The 15,805-nt window shown below is 40.3% G+C and carries 13 protein-coding genes and 1 pseudogene; 12 read left to right on the forward strand and 2 right to left on the reverse strand.

The genetic code is table 11. The annotated features are described in order from the left end of the window. Complete coding sequence (locus PCY12_RS04805; protein WP_301351843.1) at positions 1 to 2,016, reverse strand: DUF1430 domain-containing protein; 2,016 nt, start codon at positions 2,014 to 2,016, stop codon at positions 1 to 3. A gap of 558 nt (positions 2,017 to 2,574) precedes the next feature. After that, positions 2,575 to 2,679, reverse strand: a pseudogene (locus PCY12_RS04810) (PhrA family quorum-sensing system peptide); the annotation flags it as partial. 205 nt (positions 2,680 to 2,884) lie between these two features. On the opposite strand from PCY12_RS04810, the gene PCY12_RS04815 reads away from it, so the two are divergent. The 12 genes from PCY12_RS04815 to PCY12_RS04870 all read left to right on the forward strand — a co-directional run bounded on the left by PCY12_RS04815 (position 2,885) and on the right by PCY12_RS04870 (position 15,733). Beyond that, positions 2,885 to 3,748, forward strand: a complete 864-nt coding sequence (locus PCY12_RS04815) for a helix-turn-helix transcriptional regulator (RefSeq protein ID WP_301351844.1) — start codon at positions 2,885 to 2,887, stop codon at positions 3,746 to 3,748. Positions 3,749 to 4,053: 305 nt separating this feature from the next. After that, positions 4,054 to 4,674, forward strand: a complete 621-nt coding sequence (locus PCY12_RS04820; RefSeq protein WP_050208075.1) for a hypothetical protein — start codon at positions 4,054 to 4,056, stop codon at positions 4,672 to 4,674. Between the two features lie 84 nt (positions 4,675 to 4,758). After that, positions 4,759 to 5,202, forward strand: a complete 444-nt coding sequence (tsaE, locus tag PCY12_RS04825) for a tRNA (adenosine(37)-N6)-threonylcarbamoyltransferase complex ATPase subunit type 1 TsaE (protein ID WP_301351845.1) — start codon at positions 4,759 to 4,761, stop codon at positions 5,200 to 5,202. Beyond that, positions 5,192 to 5,710: a GNAT family N-acetyltransferase gene (locus PCY12_RS04830; protein ID WP_301351846.1), complete on the forward strand. Its 519-nt coding sequence runs from the start codon at positions 5,192 to 5,194 to the stop codon at positions 5,708 to 5,710. The genes tsaE and PCY12_RS04830 overlap by 11 nt, the downstream gene beginning before the upstream one ends. Before the next feature lie 7 nt (positions 5,711 to 5,717). After that, positions 5,718 to 6,734, forward strand: a complete 1,017-nt coding sequence (locus PCY12_RS04835; RefSeq protein ID WP_000239274.1) for an LCP family protein — start codon at positions 5,718 to 5,720, stop codon at positions 6,732 to 6,734. A gap of 83 nt (positions 6,735 to 6,817) precedes the next feature. After that, the gene (locus PCY12_RS04840) at positions 6,818 to 8,074 is read left to right on the forward strand and encodes a competence/damage-inducible protein A (RefSeq protein WP_301351847.1); all 1,257 of its coding nucleotides are present in this window, start codon (positions 6,818 to 6,820) and stop codon (positions 8,072 to 8,074) included. A gap of 54 nt (positions 8,075 to 8,128) precedes the next feature. Next, a complete protein-coding gene (gene recA / locus PCY12_RS04845) occupies positions 8,129 to 9,295 on the forward strand; it encodes a recombinase RecA (RefSeq protein ID WP_050441079.1) in 1,167 nt (388 codons plus the stop codon). A 114-nt stretch (positions 9,296 to 9,409) separates the two neighbouring features. After that, a complete protein-coding gene (locus PCY12_RS04850; RefSeq protein WP_301351848.1) occupies positions 9,410 to 10,780 on the forward strand; it encodes an MATE family efflux transporter in 1,371 nt (456 codons plus the stop codon). A gap of 95 nt (positions 10,781 to 10,875) precedes the next feature. Further along, entirely contained in the window at positions 10,876 to 11,592 is a 717-nt protein-coding gene (locus PCY12_RS04855; protein WP_023940351.1) for a YebC/PmpR family DNA-binding transcriptional regulator, read from the forward strand. Between the two features lie 176 nt (positions 11,593 to 11,768). Further along, positions 11,769 to 12,239, forward strand: a complete 471-nt coding sequence (locus PCY12_RS04860; protein ID WP_301351849.1) for a MarR family winged helix-turn-helix transcriptional regulator — start codon at positions 11,769 to 11,771, stop codon at positions 12,237 to 12,239. Beyond that, positions 12,214 to 13,983: an ABC transporter ATP-binding protein gene (locus PCY12_RS04865; protein ID WP_301351851.1), complete on the forward strand. Its 1,770-nt coding sequence runs from the start codon at positions 12,214 to 12,216 to the stop codon at positions 13,981 to 13,983. The genes PCY12_RS04860 and PCY12_RS04865 overlap by 26 nt, the downstream gene beginning before the upstream one ends. Next, positions 13,973 to 15,733 carry an ABC transporter ATP-binding protein gene (locus tag PCY12_RS04870; protein WP_301351852.1) on the forward strand — a complete coding sequence of 587 codons (1,761 nt, stop codon included), beginning with the start codon at positions 13,973 to 13,975 and terminating at the stop codon, positions 15,731 to 15,733. The genes PCY12_RS04865 and PCY12_RS04870 overlap by 11 nt, the downstream gene beginning before the upstream one ends. Positions 15,734 to 15,805: the final 72 nt, after the last annotated feature.

Consider the following 15,805-nt stretch of genomic DNA (forward strand, 5'->3'; position numbering starts at 1 on the left):
TTAACCTCCCTTCAAAACAAGCATGGACATCTTGTTTTCTTTCTGCATTTGGACATGTAACTGTAAAAGAGATAGACCAGTAAAGAGTAACAAGACTAAGAAAGCAACTACTATCTCTATCATAAGAAATACACTCGCAACAAATCCCAGTAAAAACACACCCAGTTGAGCAAAGAGATAAGTGCGATGGATTTCTAAGAACCTGAGACCTGCAATGCGTTTGATAAAAATGGCACGTCTAAATTCTTCAAAGTAGAGCCTATTCATAGTGTTAAACAACAAGATTGAAGTTGCAATCCCAAGCACAGCTCCTGCTAGCATTACCCAACGTTCCCTCTGGATATTATCCAATAATGTGATGTAGTTGTGGTAACCTGTTTGCATTTCTGAGACCCAATTTTCAATGCCTTGTCTCTGGATAAGCTCCTGGGCATCAGACAATTGATTAAAGAGAACGTAGTTCTGTACTGCGTCTACCCAAAACACAATGGACTGTGGACCAGTTGATTGGGGTGTTATAACAATGATGATTGGATCTTTCAAAAACTGCTGGTAAGAAATAGGGGTCGTATTATACACAAAACGATCATGACCTGATTCCAAATAACCTACCGTAGCAGTCATTTGCTGTCGTTCATCTTTACTAGACATGCGACTGGTTAAGTCGTCTTCAAAAACAGATTTATAATGTTCTTCCTCTGAACGGAGGTGTTCAGGCAGCAATAAGACAAACTCCCCTACATCAAGGTGATTCATCTTTTGCTTAATAGTTGTATCTACAGGAATGTTTTGACGCTCCAAGTATTGCGGTGTGACGATAAGGACATTGCCATTCGGGCTGTAATTGTGCCATTCTGTAGAGGTTGTCAAGTTTTTGGAGGAAGCCATGCCATTTTGCAAAGTACGGTCAATTAACTGGTGTCTAGATAAGAAAGCCTTTTGTTCTGAAACAGCCAGATCCATCAATTGATACCAAGTTCTGAGTTTTCTTTGAGCTTGTTCATCAAAACCAGGACTCGTTCCTTCACGGCTGATTGATAGGATAGTCAGTTGCCTTTCCTGACTCCAAACCTCTTGTCCAATCCGATGCTGTTGCCAGGCTTGGGAATACTTTAAGCTACTCCCTATTCCCAGCGTTACAATAATAATCGCTAATAGTTGACCGATTAAAATCAAACTAATGATTCCTCTGACAGGCACTTGCCCTTTTATAATCTGCATCAGGTGTATCTTTTTTATCCCAACTGCGAAGAGTTGAGCGAAAAACAGGGAGATCGACAACAAGATGAGATTATAACAGAGCAAGCCTGCTCCTATGGTCATTAGGGATTGCGTTGGAAGCGACAGAATTTTTTGCATAAGAATGGCGAGCACGCCAGCTAAACTGAAACCAACAGCTATCCCTTTCAAATCCTCACCAACTGGTCTAAGGAAAATGGACCACCGTTTCTCTCCTGAAATGAGGCGAATGCCCGACGACCGTAATTGGCTAATTTGACTAATTAAAGTCAGTGCTCCAAAGGTTAAGATGAAAATCAATAGACTGATTAACTGAAATCCGTTACTAAAGATAGCCATTAACGTAGATAGTTTAGATGGAATTGTCAGGTGCATGTTAGTCAAGCCAAGTTGACTTAGCTCCTCCCTTAGCAAGTGAATATCTAGGTTTCCATTGAATACAAAATAGTTTGTTTCAACACTACTACTTTGAGCATCTTCTAGATTTTTTTCCTGTAGCCCATCAGGCAACTTTCCGTTCCCAAAGGTCGTATAAGAAAACACTGGAGTACCTTCTGAGTTAGGATCCTGGTGTTGAATCGCAATAAAGCTATCCGTTTCTTCTGCTAGTTTTTCCAAGCGTGTAGCAACATGTTGAAAAGTTGTTTCAGGGGAAGAATCATGTACAACAACGTTGGGGTAATAATGGGAGACATATGTATCAGTCCAAATGGTAAATACCCAAACAAAGAACAAACTAGCAAGCAGGTTGGATATGAGTATAAATAATTTTTTCATAGTGCATTCCTTATTCTAAAATAGAGGACAGAAATACCCATGCCCTCTATAAACTAACAAGCTTACTAAACTATTGATAAAAGAATCTTCTTCAATTATTCTTTACCATCCCGCATCAAATGTAACTTGCTCCCCAATTATTTGGATCATGATAGCCTCCATAGGTCCACTCGCCACCACGGTGAGAAGCTACCAAAACAGGAAGAGCCAAACTAAATGCCAAAACGGCAAGGGATGATGCAACTACATATTTTAATTAGAAATCTCAGTCTGAATTATAGTATCCTATTTTTTCCTCCTTTCTAACTGCATGTTCCTTTCTACAGACAGAGATCTAATTTTATAAACCAATCTTAAATACTTTAGATTTTGTAACTCATAATTTTCAACAGTTGGTTAACTATGAAAGCATTTTATCAAACATCTCCATTCTTATATCTATCTGGTATTGTTACAAGCTCTCATCAGAATACCTTTCTCTAAATAGTTGAATTTTAAAGTAATACGACATCAATCAGCCTTCCCAACATCAAGACCATTGGACTTCTTTTGTGATTACACTCGAATCTCCAATTGTTTATTCTTCTGAATGAATTGTTGGTAAGGAATTGTATTACTAAACGTAAAAACACCTAGTAATGCTAATATAGCTAATTTTTGAATTCCACGATTATTTTCATTCGTGAAACCCTTTTCTTTTTCGTTATCCTTATTTTAACAGATATATTTTATTTAGCCAAGCATTTTTATGTAATTTTTGACTTTTTTTTATTTATTATCGTAAAGAATTATTTATTCCTTTAACTTGCTATTTTGAACTAAAAATTTTATAATGAAATTAAGCAAATAGGAAGGTTTATTATCTTTAATGAATACACTCGCAGAGAAATTCAGATTGAAAAGAAAAGAGTTGAGACTCTCCCAACAAACTCTTGCAGAAGGAATTTGTGAACAAAGCCAGATTAGTAAAATTGAGAGAGGGCATTTCATTCCCTCCGCAGACCTTTTGTTCAAACTCTCCCAACGACTCGAAGTGCCATTAGATTATTTTTTTAATGAACAAATTGAAATTAAATCTAACCTCTCTAATTTCAAGCAATTATCTGCTCGACTATTAGATGACAGAAATTATGACAATTTGGAATATATTTATAGAATAGAGATTGAACGAAGTACTTTTCTAACACTAGAAGACCGAACTTACCTTGAATGGATTAAAGCTATTATTGACTTCTATCAATATGACAGTAAGTGTGAGGCTATTTCTTCATTGGAAAATATATTATTAAAAGTAGCCTCAACTACTCTGATTTATTTAAAGGCATTGAATACTCTATCTAACTTCTATTCCTTAGTAGGTCGTGAACAAGAATATGAGGCAAACTACTCTCATTTGATGGAGTTATATCAGACAAAAAATTTTGAGCATCAAGAGTTTTTATTTGGCTACATCAGAGTTCGTTACAACTACGCTCACTACCTAGTGTCAAAGGAAAAATATAACGAAGCCATCCAAGAAGCTCTTGAGACGATTGAACTCTGTAAACAAAGACAGACAAGCTACCAACTGGCTCCTCTACTTATTCTTGTAGGAAATGCTGGAGCCAAATTTCTAGACAAAGAACAAGTCAAAAATTATTATATAGAAGCAAGAGAGTTATGTAAGATTTATAACAATCCTTTAATGTTGATGAAGATAGAAAATTATTTGAAGGAATTAGATACTGTTTAGTTAATCTTGACATTATAGTTTTTCTGAAACGTTAAATAACCTGTAAGGCTGATAGTGAAATGAATACTATCAGCCTTATTTCAAGTTTATATTCTTCGAAAATCTCTTCAAACCACGTCAGTTCTAACTCCAACCTCAAAACAGTGTTTTGAGAAACCTGTGGCTAGCATCCTAGTTTGCTCTTTGATTTTCATTGAGTATTAGTCTCTCGTGTTTGTTTAGCGTCTAAAAGAGACATTTGAGAAGATTGGAAACAGTTCTCTCTTTTCTCCTAGTATAATGATTGGTAGGAAGGGAGAGAAAAGATGAAATCAATGAGAATCTTATTTTTGTTAGCTTTAATTCAAATCAGTTTGAGTAGCTGTTTCCTATGGAAAGAATGCATCTTGTCCTTTAAACAAAGTACAGCTTTTTTCATCGGAAGTATGGTCTTCGTTTCAGGAATCTGTGCTGGAGTAAATTATCTTTATACCCGTAAGCAAGAAGTTCATAGTGTCCTAGCCAGTAAGAAGTCAGTGAAGCTTTTTTACAGTATGTTACTCTTAATTAATTTATTAGGAGCTGTCCTTGTTTTGTCAGACAACTTGTTCATCAAAAATACGTTGCAGCAAGAATTAGTTGACTTTTTATTGCCATCCTTTTTCTTTCTATTTGGGCTAGATTTGTTGATTTTTTTACCCTTGAAAAAATACATGCGCGATTTTCTTGCTATGCTAGACAGAAAAAAGACAGTATTGGTGACTATTTTAGCAACACTTCTCTTCTTAAGAAATCCAATGACCATTGTCTCACTTCTGATGTATATTGGACTGGGTTTGTTTTTTGCAGCCTATCTTGTCCCAAATTCGGTTAAAAAGGAAGTTTCCTTTTATGGTCATATTTTCCGAGATCTTGTATTGGTCATTGCTACGCTCATTTTCTTTTAGAGAAAGCTTGTTTTTATGGATGTTATGATGGTAAGTTTAGCAGGAAAATAGACACAAAAGAAAAGTTTTTGGTATAATAAGAATATGTACACAAAAAATGAAGAAGAGCTGCAAGCCTTAGGGGAACGATTGGGCCATTTATTAGAAAAGAATGATGTTTTAATCTTAACTGGAGAACTGGGTGCAGGTAAAACGACCTTTACTAAAGGACTTGCTAAAGGTTTACAGATTTCTCAAATGATTAAGAGTCCAACCTACACTATTGTGAGAGAGTATGAAGGTAGACTTCCACTTTTCCATTTAGATGTTTATCGTATTGGAGGAGATGCGGATTCTATTGATTTAGATGAGTTTCTCTTTGGTGGCGGAGTGACTGTTATTGAGTGGGGGAATCTCTTAGGAGATGCCTTGCCAGATACTTATTTAGAGTTGGAAATTCTAAAAGAAGAAGACGGTCGCAGATTACATTTCCAAGCAAAGGGTTTGCGTGCAGAAAAACTCTTAGAGGAGCTTCGACATGGAGTATGAATTGCTCATTAGAGAAGCAGAGCCTAAAGATGCAGCTGAATTAGTGGCCTTTTTAAATCGTGTAAGTTTGGAGACAGATTTTACCAGCCTAGACAGAGATGGTATTCTCTTGACCAGTGAGGAGATGGAAATATTCCTCAACAAGCAAGCTAGTTCGGACAATCAGATAACCTTACTTGCATTCTTAAATGATAAAATTGCTGGTCTTGTAAATATTACAGCTGACCAGCGCAAGAGAGTCCGTCATATTGGAGATCTCTTCATTGTGATTGGAAAAAGATATTGGAATAATGGATTGGGAAGTTTGTTGCTAGAAGAAGCGATAGAGTGGGCACAAGCAGGTGGCATTCTGCGTCGTCTCCAACTGACTGTCCAAACTCGTAATCAAGCAGCAGTCCATCTTTATCAAAAGCATGGCTTTGTAATTGAAGGTCGCCAAGAGCGTGGAGCATATATAGAAGAAGGGAAATTTATCGATGTTTACTTGATGGGTAAACTGATCGATTAGTAGAAATATGGTTAAAAAAATTATTGGAATGGTGCTAGCTTTACTTTCTGTAACTGTAGTAGGAGCAGGTATTTTTGCTTATACTATTTATCAACAAGGGACAGAAACCTTAGCTAAAACCTATAAAAAAATCGGCGAAGAAACCAAGGTTATAGAAGCAACTGAACCTTTGACCATTCTGTTAATGGGAGTGGACACCGGAAATGCTGAACGAACTGAAACTTGGGTCGGTAGAAGTGATAGCATGATCTTGATGACAGTGAATCCTAAAACGAAAAAAACAACGATGATGAGTTTAGAGCGGGATATTCTGACCCGCATTGAATCAGGGAATGGTCAGGCTCATGAAGCGAAACTGAATTCAGCATATGCAGATGGTGGAGCAGAGCTTGCTATAGAAACCATTCAAAAAATGATGAATATCCATATTGATCGCTATGTGATGGTCAATATGAAAGGGTTGCAAAAACTAGTGGATGCAGTAGGTGGTATTACAGTCAATAATACCCTAGGTTTCCCAATTTCTATCAGTGACCAAGAAGAATTTAATACCATTTCTATCGGTGTTGGGGAGCAACATATTGGGGGAGAAGAAGCCCTAGTCTATGCACGAATGCGTTACCAAGATCCTGAGGGGGATTATGGTCGCCAAAAACGTCAACGTGAAGTTATTCAAAAAGTCATGGAAAAAGCCCTCAGTTTAAATAGCGTTGGTCATTATCAAGAGATTCTAAAAGCTTTGAGTGACAATATGCAGACCAATATTGATTTGTCTGCAAAAAGTATCCCTAACTTGCTAGGCTATAAAGATTCATTTAAAACCATTGAAACTCAGCAGTTGCAGGGTGAAGGAGAGATGCTTCAAGGTGTTTCTTACCAGATTGTTTCGAGAGCACATATGTTGGAAATGCAAAATCTACTCCGACGTTCTTTGGGACAAGAAGAAGTCACTCAGCTTGAAACCAATGCGGTCTTATTTGAAGATTTATTTGGCAGAGCACCTGTTGGTGATGAAGATAATTAACTTTTGATACAAATAAAAAATCAATCGTAGGAAAATTCCTGCGATTTTTTCAAAAAAATACGAATAGATAGGTAGGAGGTAGCATGAAAGCAGAAATCATTGCTGTTGGAACAGAGATTTTGACAGGACAGATTGTCAACACCAATGCTCAGTTTTTATCAGAAAAACTAGCAGAGATTGGGGTAGACGTATATTTTCAGACGGCTGTAGGAGACAATGAAGCTCGTCTCTTGGCTTTGCTTGAGATTGCCAGTCAACGTAGCAGTCTGGTGATTTTGACAGGCGGTTTGGGACCAACTGAGGACGATTTGACCAAACAAACTCTAGCTAAATTTTTAGGGAAAGAATTAGTCTTCGATCCTCAGGCCCAGAAGAAGTTGGATATCTTTTTTGCCCAGAGACCAGACTATGCCCGAACACCGAATAACGAAAGACAAGCTCAAATTGTAGAAGGAGCGACTCCACTGCCAAATGAAACAGGACTGGCTGTGGGAGGAATATTGGAAGTCGATGGAGTGACCTACGTTGTCCTTCCAGGTCCACCAAGTGAATTGAAGCCTATGGTTTTAAACCAACTTCTACCCAAGTTGATGACAGGGAGCAAGCTGTATTCCCGAGTTCTTCGTTTCTTTGGGGTTGGCGAGAGCCAGCTGGTGACGATTTTGGCTGATTTAATTGATAATCAGATCGATCCTACCTTGGCACCTTATGCCAAGACAGGAGAGGTAACCTTGCGTCTGTCAACAAAGGCTAGCAGTCAAGAAGAGGCGAATCAAGTGCTGGATATTTTGGAAAATCAAATATTAGGTCGCCAGACCTTTGAAGGCCTTTCTTTACGAGAACTTTGTTATGGTTATGGGGAAGAAACTAGTTTAGCCAGTATTGTGGTAGAAGAACTGAAAAGGCAAGGGAAAACCATCACGGCTGCTGAGAGTTTGACAGCAGGGCTTTTCCAAGCAACTGTAGCGGATTTTTCAGGAGCTTCCAGTATATTTAAGGGTGGTTTTGTGACCTATAGCTTGGAGGAAAAATCAAGGATGTTGGATATTCCTGCCAAGGATTTGGAAGAGCAGGGTGTGGTGTCTGAATTTACAGCTCAGAAGATGGCTGAGCAGGCACGAATCAAGACCCAGTCTGATTATGGTATTAGTTTGACTGGAGTGGCAGGACCAGATAGCCTAGAAGGGCACCCAGCTGGGACAGTCTTCATAGGCTTGGCACAGGAGCAAGGAACTGAGGTTATCAAGGTGAATATTGGAGGCAGAAGTCGAGCAGATGTACGTCACATTGCGGTTATGCATGCCTTTAACCTAGTTCGCAAGGCTTTATTAAGTGACTAACTTTTGATATAATAGTAGATAGGTCTGAGGACCATTAGAATGTAGGAGAATAGAATGGCGAAAAAACCAAAAAAATTAGATGAAATTTCAAAAAAATTTGGGGCAGAACGTGAAAAAGCCTTGAATGATGCTCTTAAATTGATTGAGAAAGACTTTGGTAAAGGATCAATCATGCGTTTGGGTGAACGTGCCGAGCAAAAGGTGCAAGTGATGAGCTCAGGTTCCTTGGCGCTTGACATTGCCCTTGGTTCAGGTGGTTATCCTAAGGGACGTATCATCGAAATCTATGGGCCAGAGTCATCTGGTAAGACAACGGTTGCCCTTCATGCAGTTGCACAAGCGCAAAAAGAAGGTGGGATTGCTGCCTTTATCGATGCGGAACATGCCCTTGATCCAGCTTATGCTGCGGCTCTTGGTGTCAACATTGACGAATTGCTCTTGTCACAACCAGACTCAGGAGAGCAAGGTCTTGAAATTGCAGGAAAATTGATTGACTCAGGTGCAGTTGATCTTGTCGTAGTCGACTCAGTTGCAGCCCTTGTACCTCGCGCGGAAATTGATGGAGATATAGGAGATAACCACGTTGGTTTGCAGGCTCGTATGATGAGCCAGGCCATGCGTAAACTTGGCGCCTCTATCAATAAAACCAAAACAATTGCCATCTTTATCAACCAATTGCGTGAAAAAGTTGGGGTCATGTTTGGAAATCCAGAAACAACACCTGGTGGACGTGCTCTGAAATTCTATGCTTCAGTGCGTTTGGATGTTCGTGGTAATACACAAATTAAGGGAACTGGTGACCAAAAAGAAACCAATGTTGGTAAAGAAACTAAGATTAAGGTTGTAAAAAATAAGGTAGCTCCACCGTTTAAGGAAGCCGTAGTTGAAATTATGTACGGAGAAGGAATTTCTAAGACTGGTGAACTCTTGAAGATTGCAAGCGATTTGGATATTATCAAAAAAGCAGGGGCTTGGTATTCTTATAAAGATGAAAAAATTGGGCAAGGTTCTGAGAATGCTAAGAAATACTTGGCAGAGCACCCAGAAATCTTTGATGAAATTGATAAGCAAGTCCGTTCTAAATTTGGCTTGATTGATGGAGAAGAAGCTTCAGAACAAGATACTGAAAACAAAAAAGATGAAGCAGTTCAAGCAGATTCTGTGAATGAAGAAGTAACTCTTGACCTAGGCGATGAGCTTGAAATCGAAATTGAAGAATAAGCTGTCAAAGTAGTGGAGAAATCCGCTGCTTTTTCGGTTTTTTGTTCAAGATTTCAGATTGACTATAGTTTGCTGTTTCTTGTGGCTCCACTAGAAAGCTGATATAATAGCCTTATGAATAAAAAACGAACAGTGGACCTGATACATGGTCCGATTCTTCCCTCTCTCTTAAGCTTCGCCTTCCCAATCTTGCTGTCAAATATTTTTCAACAGCTCTATAACACTGCTGATGTCTTGATTGTTGGACGATTTCTTGGCCAAGATTCCTTGGCTGCAGTAGGGGCGACGACAGCGATTTTTGACCTGATTGTAGGATTTACTCTTGGTGTTGGAAATGGCATGGGGATTGTCATTGCCCGTTATTACGGGGCTCGGAATTTCACTAAAATAAAGGAAGCAGTAGCAGCAACTTGGATTTTAGGTGCTCTTTTGAGCATTCTAGTGATGCTACTGGGCTTTCTTGGTTTGTATCCTCTTTTACAGTACCTAGATACCCCTGCAGAAATTCTTCCCCAGTCCTATCAATATATTTCTATGATTGTGACTTGTGTTGGTGTCAGCTTTGCTTATAATCTTTTTGCAGGCTTGTTGCGGTCTATTGGGGACAGTCTAGCTGCCCTTGGATTTTTGATTTTTTCTGCCTTGGTTAATGTGGTTCTGGATCTCTATTTCATTACGCAATTGCATCTGGGAGTTCAATCGGCAGGACTTGCTACCATTATTTCGCAAGGCTTATCAGCGGTTCTTTGCTTTTATTATATCCGTAAGAGTGTGCCTGAGCTACTCCCTCAGCTCAAGCATTTCAAATGGGACAAGGCCTTATACGCCGATCTTTTGGAGCAAGGTTTGGCTATGGGCTTGATGAGTTCAATTGTGTCCATCGGCAGTGTGATTTTACAGTCTTCTGTTAATACCTTTGGTGCAGTGATTATTAGTGCCCAGACGGCAGCTCGACGCATTATGGCCTTCGCCCTTCTTCCCATGACCGCTATTTCTGCATCAATGACGACCTTTGCCTCTCAGAATCTTGGGGCTAAGCGACCAGACCGCATTGTTCAAGGTCTTCGAATCGGTAGTCGTTTAAGTATATCCTGGGCAGTTTTTGTTTGTATCTTCCTCTTTTTTGCCAGTCCAGCCCTGGTTTCCTTCTTGGCTAGTTCGACGGATAGCTACTTGATAGAAAATGGAAGTCTCTATCTGCAAATCAGTTCAGCCTTTTATCCTATTTTGAGTCTCTTGTTGATTTATCGAAATTGTTTGCAGGGTTTGGGGCAAAAAGTCCTTCCGCTGGTTTCTAGCTTTATCGAACTAATCGGGAAAATTGCTTTTGTGGTCTTGATTATCCCTTGGGCAGGCTATAAGGGAGTTATCCTTTGTGAACCCCTAATCTGGGTTGCCATGACCATTCAACTGTACTTCTCACTGTTCCGTCACCCCTTGATAAAAGAAGGCAAGGCAATCTTGGTAACCAAAGTGCAATCCTAGTTGGATTTACTGAATAAAATCTATTTCCTCTAGTGAAAATCGAAAAAACTTGTGTTATAATAAGAAAGATTAAAATGTGAAAAAGGAGATTCCTAATGGGACGTAAATGGGCCAATATCGTAGCCAAGAAAACGGCTAAAGATGGAGCTAACTCTAAAGTATATGCAAAGTTTGGTGTAGAAATCTATGTAGCAGCTAAAAAAGGTGATCCAGATCCAGAATCAAACTCAGCCTTGAAATTCGTTATCGACCGTGCTAAACAAGCTCAAGTGCCAAAACACGTTATCGATAAAGCTTTGGACAAGGCTAAAGGAAACACAGACGAAACCTTTACAGAAGGACGTTACGAAGGTTTTGGACCAAATGGTTCTATGCTGATCGTGGATACTTTGACTTCAAACGTTAACCGTACAGCGGCTAATGTCCGTGCAGCTTTTGGTAAAAATGGCGGAAATATGGGCGCTTCAGGTTCAGTTTCATACCTCTTCGATAACAAGGGTGTTATTGTATTTGCAGGTGAAGATGCCGATGCAGTCTTTGAGCAATTGCTAGAAGCAGATGTGGATGTGGATGATGTAGAAGCAGAAGAAGGTACAATCACAGTTTACACAGCTCCAACTGACCTTCACAAGGCTATCGTTGCCCTTCGTGAGTCAGGTATCCAAGAATTCCAAGTGACAGAATTGGAAATGATTCCTCAGTCAGAAGTAGAATTGTCAGGGGATGACCTTGAAACCTTTGAAAAACTTTACAGCGTTCTTGAGGACGACGAAGACGTACAAAAGATTTATACGAACGTAGATGGGTTCTAATTTAACCTAGAGAACATAATCCTAAGTGAAAAAATCACTTGGGAGTTTTTTTATCTACAAATTAGTTCTCATAGAAACTTTTTCTTGACATCTCTTTTCAAAGTGATAAAATAGTTCTCATGAAAACTTATTTAGTTCCTAGGAGAACTAAATACAAGGATTAGAAAGGAGCAATCATGGATAAACCGATGTTGGTCTTTAAGCGTTTTAGTCATCAGATTCATCTGATGGTACAAAGGGAAGCCAAACGTTGTGGTATTGAATTTATGGGTGGACCGCAAGGTCAGGTTGTACGTTTTTTGGATATCCGTGAGGAAAACCAAGACTTGGTCTTGATTAAAGATATTGAGCAAGAACTCAATATTAGCAAATCTGTTGCTAGTAACTTGGTCAAGCGTATGGTGCAAAATGGTCTGGTAGAATTGGAGGCGAGCTCTAGCGATAAGCGGGCTAAGTTTGTTCGTCTGACGGAAAAATCGCGTTCTCAAATGCAAGAATTTAAGGCCTTTTTTAAACGCATAGACAAGCAGTTGTTGGCAGATGTAGATGAAGGCGAATTACTGATTTTTGAGAAAGTCCTGGCTCAACTACAGGAAAATATCAAGAGAATAGGAGGAGATAATGAAGAAATTAGCAAAACGAATTAGTGGAAAAGAATGGGGGATGATTTTACTAGCCATTCTCTTTACCTGCTTTTCAGTTTATCTAGAGTTGGAAGTGCCGACCTATATCTCTAAAATCACGGATTTACTAGGAACTCAGGCTACCAACTTGGATGAGTTATGGCAACCAGCAGGTATGATGGTGGGAATGTCCTTTCTTGCCTTCTTATCCGCAGTTGCAGTTGGATTTTTTGCGTCCAGAGTGGCGGCTTCTTATACTAGTAGGCTGAGAAGTGATATTTTTAACCGAGTTTTGGATTACTCGCAGACAGAGATTAAGAAATTCTCTATTCCCAGTCTCCTAACTCGTACCACCAATGACATTACTCAGGTTCAGATGTTGATTACCATGGGCTTGCAAGTAGTTACGCGTGGTCCGATTATGGCTATCTGGGCTATTGGGAAGATTTTAGGTCATTCAGAATACTGGCTCTGGGCCGTACTTGTGGCAGTGATTGTCAACGTTTTAATGACGACTGTTTTGATGACGTTAGCCTTTCCAAAACAGTCCTTGATTCAAAGTCTGACTGATAAACTGAACAGTATCACTCGTGAAAGTTTAACAGGTATTCGTGTTGTTCGTGCTTACAATGCAGAAGATTACCAAAATGAAAAATTTGCAGCAGCAAATGATGAGCTGACACGTTTGAATTTGTTTGTCAACCGTCTTATGGCTATTTTAAACCCCATCATGATGGGAATTTCAAGTGGTTTGAGTGTGGCGATTTACTGGATTGGGGCCTATGTAATCAACGATGCTGCTCCGACAGCCCGTCTGCCTCTCTTTAGTGACATGGTTGTTTTCATGTCCTATGCCATGCAGGTTGTCATGGGCTTCCTTCTCATGGGGGCACTCTTCATCGTTCTTCCCCGAACCATGGTCTCTGCTAAGCGGATTAATCAAGTTCTAGATTTGCATTCGTCTATCCAAAATCCTGCTCAAGTGCAGCAGGCTGATGAAAACCTCAAAGGCCAGGTCGAATTTAAGGATGTGACCTTCCGCTATGCGGCAAATTCGGAAGCGGTTATTGAGCACGTTAGTTTTAGAGCAGAAGCTAGTCAAACAGTGGCCTTTATTGGGTCAACAGGTTCTGGTAAATCAACTCTGGTCAATCTGATTCCACGTTTCTACGATGTGTCAGAAGGAGAAATTCTGGTGGATGGTGTCAATGTTCAAGACTATGACTTGAAAGATTTGCGCAACAAGGTTGGTTATATTCCTCAGAAAGCGGTTCTCTTTTCAGGTGATGTCAAGGGCAATTTAGACTTTGGACAGAGTCAAGAAACACCACTTAGTGAGCAGGCTATGTGGCAAGCTCTGGAATTGGCCCAGTCTAAGAACTTTATCGAAGACAAGGAAGCGGGCTTAGAGTCAGAAGTGGCCCAAGGAGGAACCAACTTCTCAGGTGGTCAAAGACAGCGTCTGGCCATTGCGCGTGCCTTGGCTCGGAAACCAGAAATCCTCATCTTTGATGACTCCTTCTCAGCCTTAGATTACAAGACAGATCGAGTCCTACGCCAAGAGCTAGCAGAGAAAACTAAGTCTATGACCAAGCTCATTGTTGCACAGCGTATTTCAACGATTATGGATGCAGATTTGATTTTGGTCTTGGATCAAGGGAAAGTCGTGGGGCAAGGCACCCACAAGGAACTTCTAGCTAATAACGAAGTTTACCAAGAAATTGCCTATTCACAACTATCGAAGGAGGAATTGGAACATGGAAAATAAGAAAATGTCTCTCTGGAAACAGAGTAAACCCTATCTTGCAGGCCTCCAGTTTGCCCTTCTGCTAGCCTTTCTAGCAACAATCGTATCCAATATCATTACTGTATATGGTCCAACCCGCATCAAGGAAATGACTAATATTATTGCCAGTGGTCTGGAAACAAGTGTAGATGTCGCGACGGTTGCAGCCATTGGTGGTTTTTTGGCCGTCATTTATGTGATCGGACTTCTATCAAATTATTTGCAGGCCTTTCTGTTTACAACAGCTATTCAACGTTTTTCAGAGCGTTTGAGAAGAGCTATTGCAGAGAAAATCAATAGCCTACCATTGGGATATTTTGATGGACACTCTCAGGGGGATACTTTGTCTCGTGTAACCAATGACGTTGACACTGCAGCCCAGTCCCTTAATCAAAGTCTGGGAACAGTTCTTTCATCCACTTTACTGGTCGTGGCAGTCTTGGTAACCATGTTTGGGATGAACTGGATTTTAGCCTTGGTGACGGTTGTGTCAACTCTTATCGGTTTTGCTTTCGTGTCTGTCTTTATGGGCAAATCCCAGGGCTTCTTTAAGAGTCAGCAACAAGATTTGGCAGCTGTCAATGGCTATGTGGAGGAAATGTACTCTGGCCATAATGTGGTGACCAGTTACAATGCCATCGAGAGTACGAAAGAAGAGTTTGCGATATTAAACCATCGTCTGCATGACAGTATCTGGAAATCTCAGTTTATTTCAGGGATTATGATGCCGATTATGATGTTTATTGGGAACTTTAGCTATGCCTTGGTGATTATCGTTGGTGCAGCCTTGGCCTTAAATGGGCACATCAGTATCGGTATTATCGTTGCCTTTATGGCCTACGTTCGTATTTTTTCTCAGCCTCTTTCACAAATTGCCCAAGGGATTACTAGTTTGCAGCAGGCTAGTGCGGCCATGGGACGTGTCTTCGAATTCCTAGCTGAAGAGGAAATGGAAGACGAATCCCATAAAGAAAGACAATTGAGCGATATGAAAGGTCAAGTAGTCTTTGATCGAGTCTCCTTTGGTTATACACCAGAGCGAACCATTATTCATGACTTTTCTGCGACCGCTCATGCAGGTCAAAAGGTTGCCATTGTCGGACCGACCGGAGCTGGGAAGACAACCATTGTCAATCTTTTGATGAAGTTTTATGAGATTGATAAAGGAAGTATCCGCATCGATGGCGTGGATACCAAGGAGATGAAGCGTTCGGAAGTACACGATGCCTTTTCAATGGTCTTGCAGGATACTTGGCTCTTTGAAGGAACCATTCGCGACAATCTTATCTATAACCAAGAGGGTATTAGTGATGAGCGCGTGATTGAAGCCAGCAAGGCTGTAGGGATTCACCACTTTATCATGACGCTGCCAGATGGTTACGATACCGTCTTGGACGACACAGTGACCTTGTCTGTCGGACAAAAACAACTCTTGACCATTGCTCGTGCTTTGCTGAAAGATGCACCACTCCTAATCCTAGATGAGGCGACTTCTTCTGTTGATACCCGTACAGAGGAATTGATCCAGAAAGCCATGGACCGTTTGATGGAGGGAAGGACTTCCTTTGTCATCGCCCACCGCTTGTCTACTATCCGAAATGCTGATCTGATTCTTGTTATGAAAGATGGAAATATCATCGAGCAAGGAAATCATGATGAGCTGATGGCGCAAGCTGGTTTCTACGCTGACCTCTACAACAGTCAGTTTACAGAAGATGAAGCAGAAGAATAAACCAAAAGAAGGCTTGACGGCCTTCTTTTTCTGCACTATACTAGAAGACAAGTGCTTCCCTGTAAGCAAAAT

The sequence above is a fragment of the Streptococcus sp. SPS1 genome (assembly GCF_030439915.1).
In the GTDB taxonomy this organism is placed as follows: Bacteria; Bacillota; Bacilli; order Lactobacillales; family Streptococcaceae; genus Streptococcus.

Coding starts and splice junctions, on each gene's coding strand:
- PCY12_RS04805 (WP_301351843.1), bottom strand. CDS start 2,016: ATGAAAAAATTATTTATACTCATATCCAACCTGCTTGCTAGTTTGTTC.
- PCY12_RS04815 (WP_301351844.1), top strand. CDS start 2,885: ATGAATACACTCGCAGAGAAATTCAGATTGAAAAGAAAAGAGTTGAGA.
- PCY12_RS04820 (WP_050208075.1), top strand. CDS start 4,054: ATGAAATCAATGAGAATCTTATTTTTGTTAGCTTTAATTCAAATCAGT.
- tsaE (WP_301351845.1), top strand. CDS start 4,759: ATGTACACAAAAAATGAAGAAGAGCTGCAAGCCTTAGGGGAACGATTG.
- PCY12_RS04830 (WP_301351846.1), top strand. CDS start 5,192: ATGGAGTATGAATTGCTCATTAGAGAAGCAGAGCCTAAAGATGCAGCT.
- PCY12_RS04835 (WP_000239274.1), top strand. CDS start 5,718: ATGGTTAAAAAAATTATTGGAATGGTGCTAGCTTTACTTTCTGTAACT.
- PCY12_RS04840 (WP_301351847.1), top strand. CDS start 6,818: ATGAAAGCAGAAATCATTGCTGTTGGAACAGAGATTTTGACAGGACAG.
- recA (WP_050441079.1), top strand. CDS start 8,129: ATGGCGAAAAAACCAAAAAAATTAGATGAAATTTCAAAAAAATTTGGG.
- PCY12_RS04850 (WP_301351848.1), top strand. CDS start 9,410: ATGAATAAAAAACGAACAGTGGACCTGATACATGGTCCGATTCTTCCC.
- PCY12_RS04855 (WP_023940351.1), top strand. CDS start 10,876: ATGGGACGTAAATGGGCCAATATCGTAGCCAAGAAAACGGCTAAAGAT.
- PCY12_RS04860 (WP_301351849.1), top strand. CDS start 11,769: ATGGATAAACCGATGTTGGTCTTTAAGCGTTTTAGTCATCAGATTCAT.
- PCY12_RS04865 (WP_301351851.1), top strand. CDS start 12,214: ATGAAGAAATTAGCAAAACGAATTAGTGGAAAAGAATGGGGGATGATT.
- PCY12_RS04870 (WP_301351852.1), top strand. CDS start 13,973: ATGGAAAATAAGAAAATGTCTCTCTGGAAACAGAGTAAACCCTATCTT.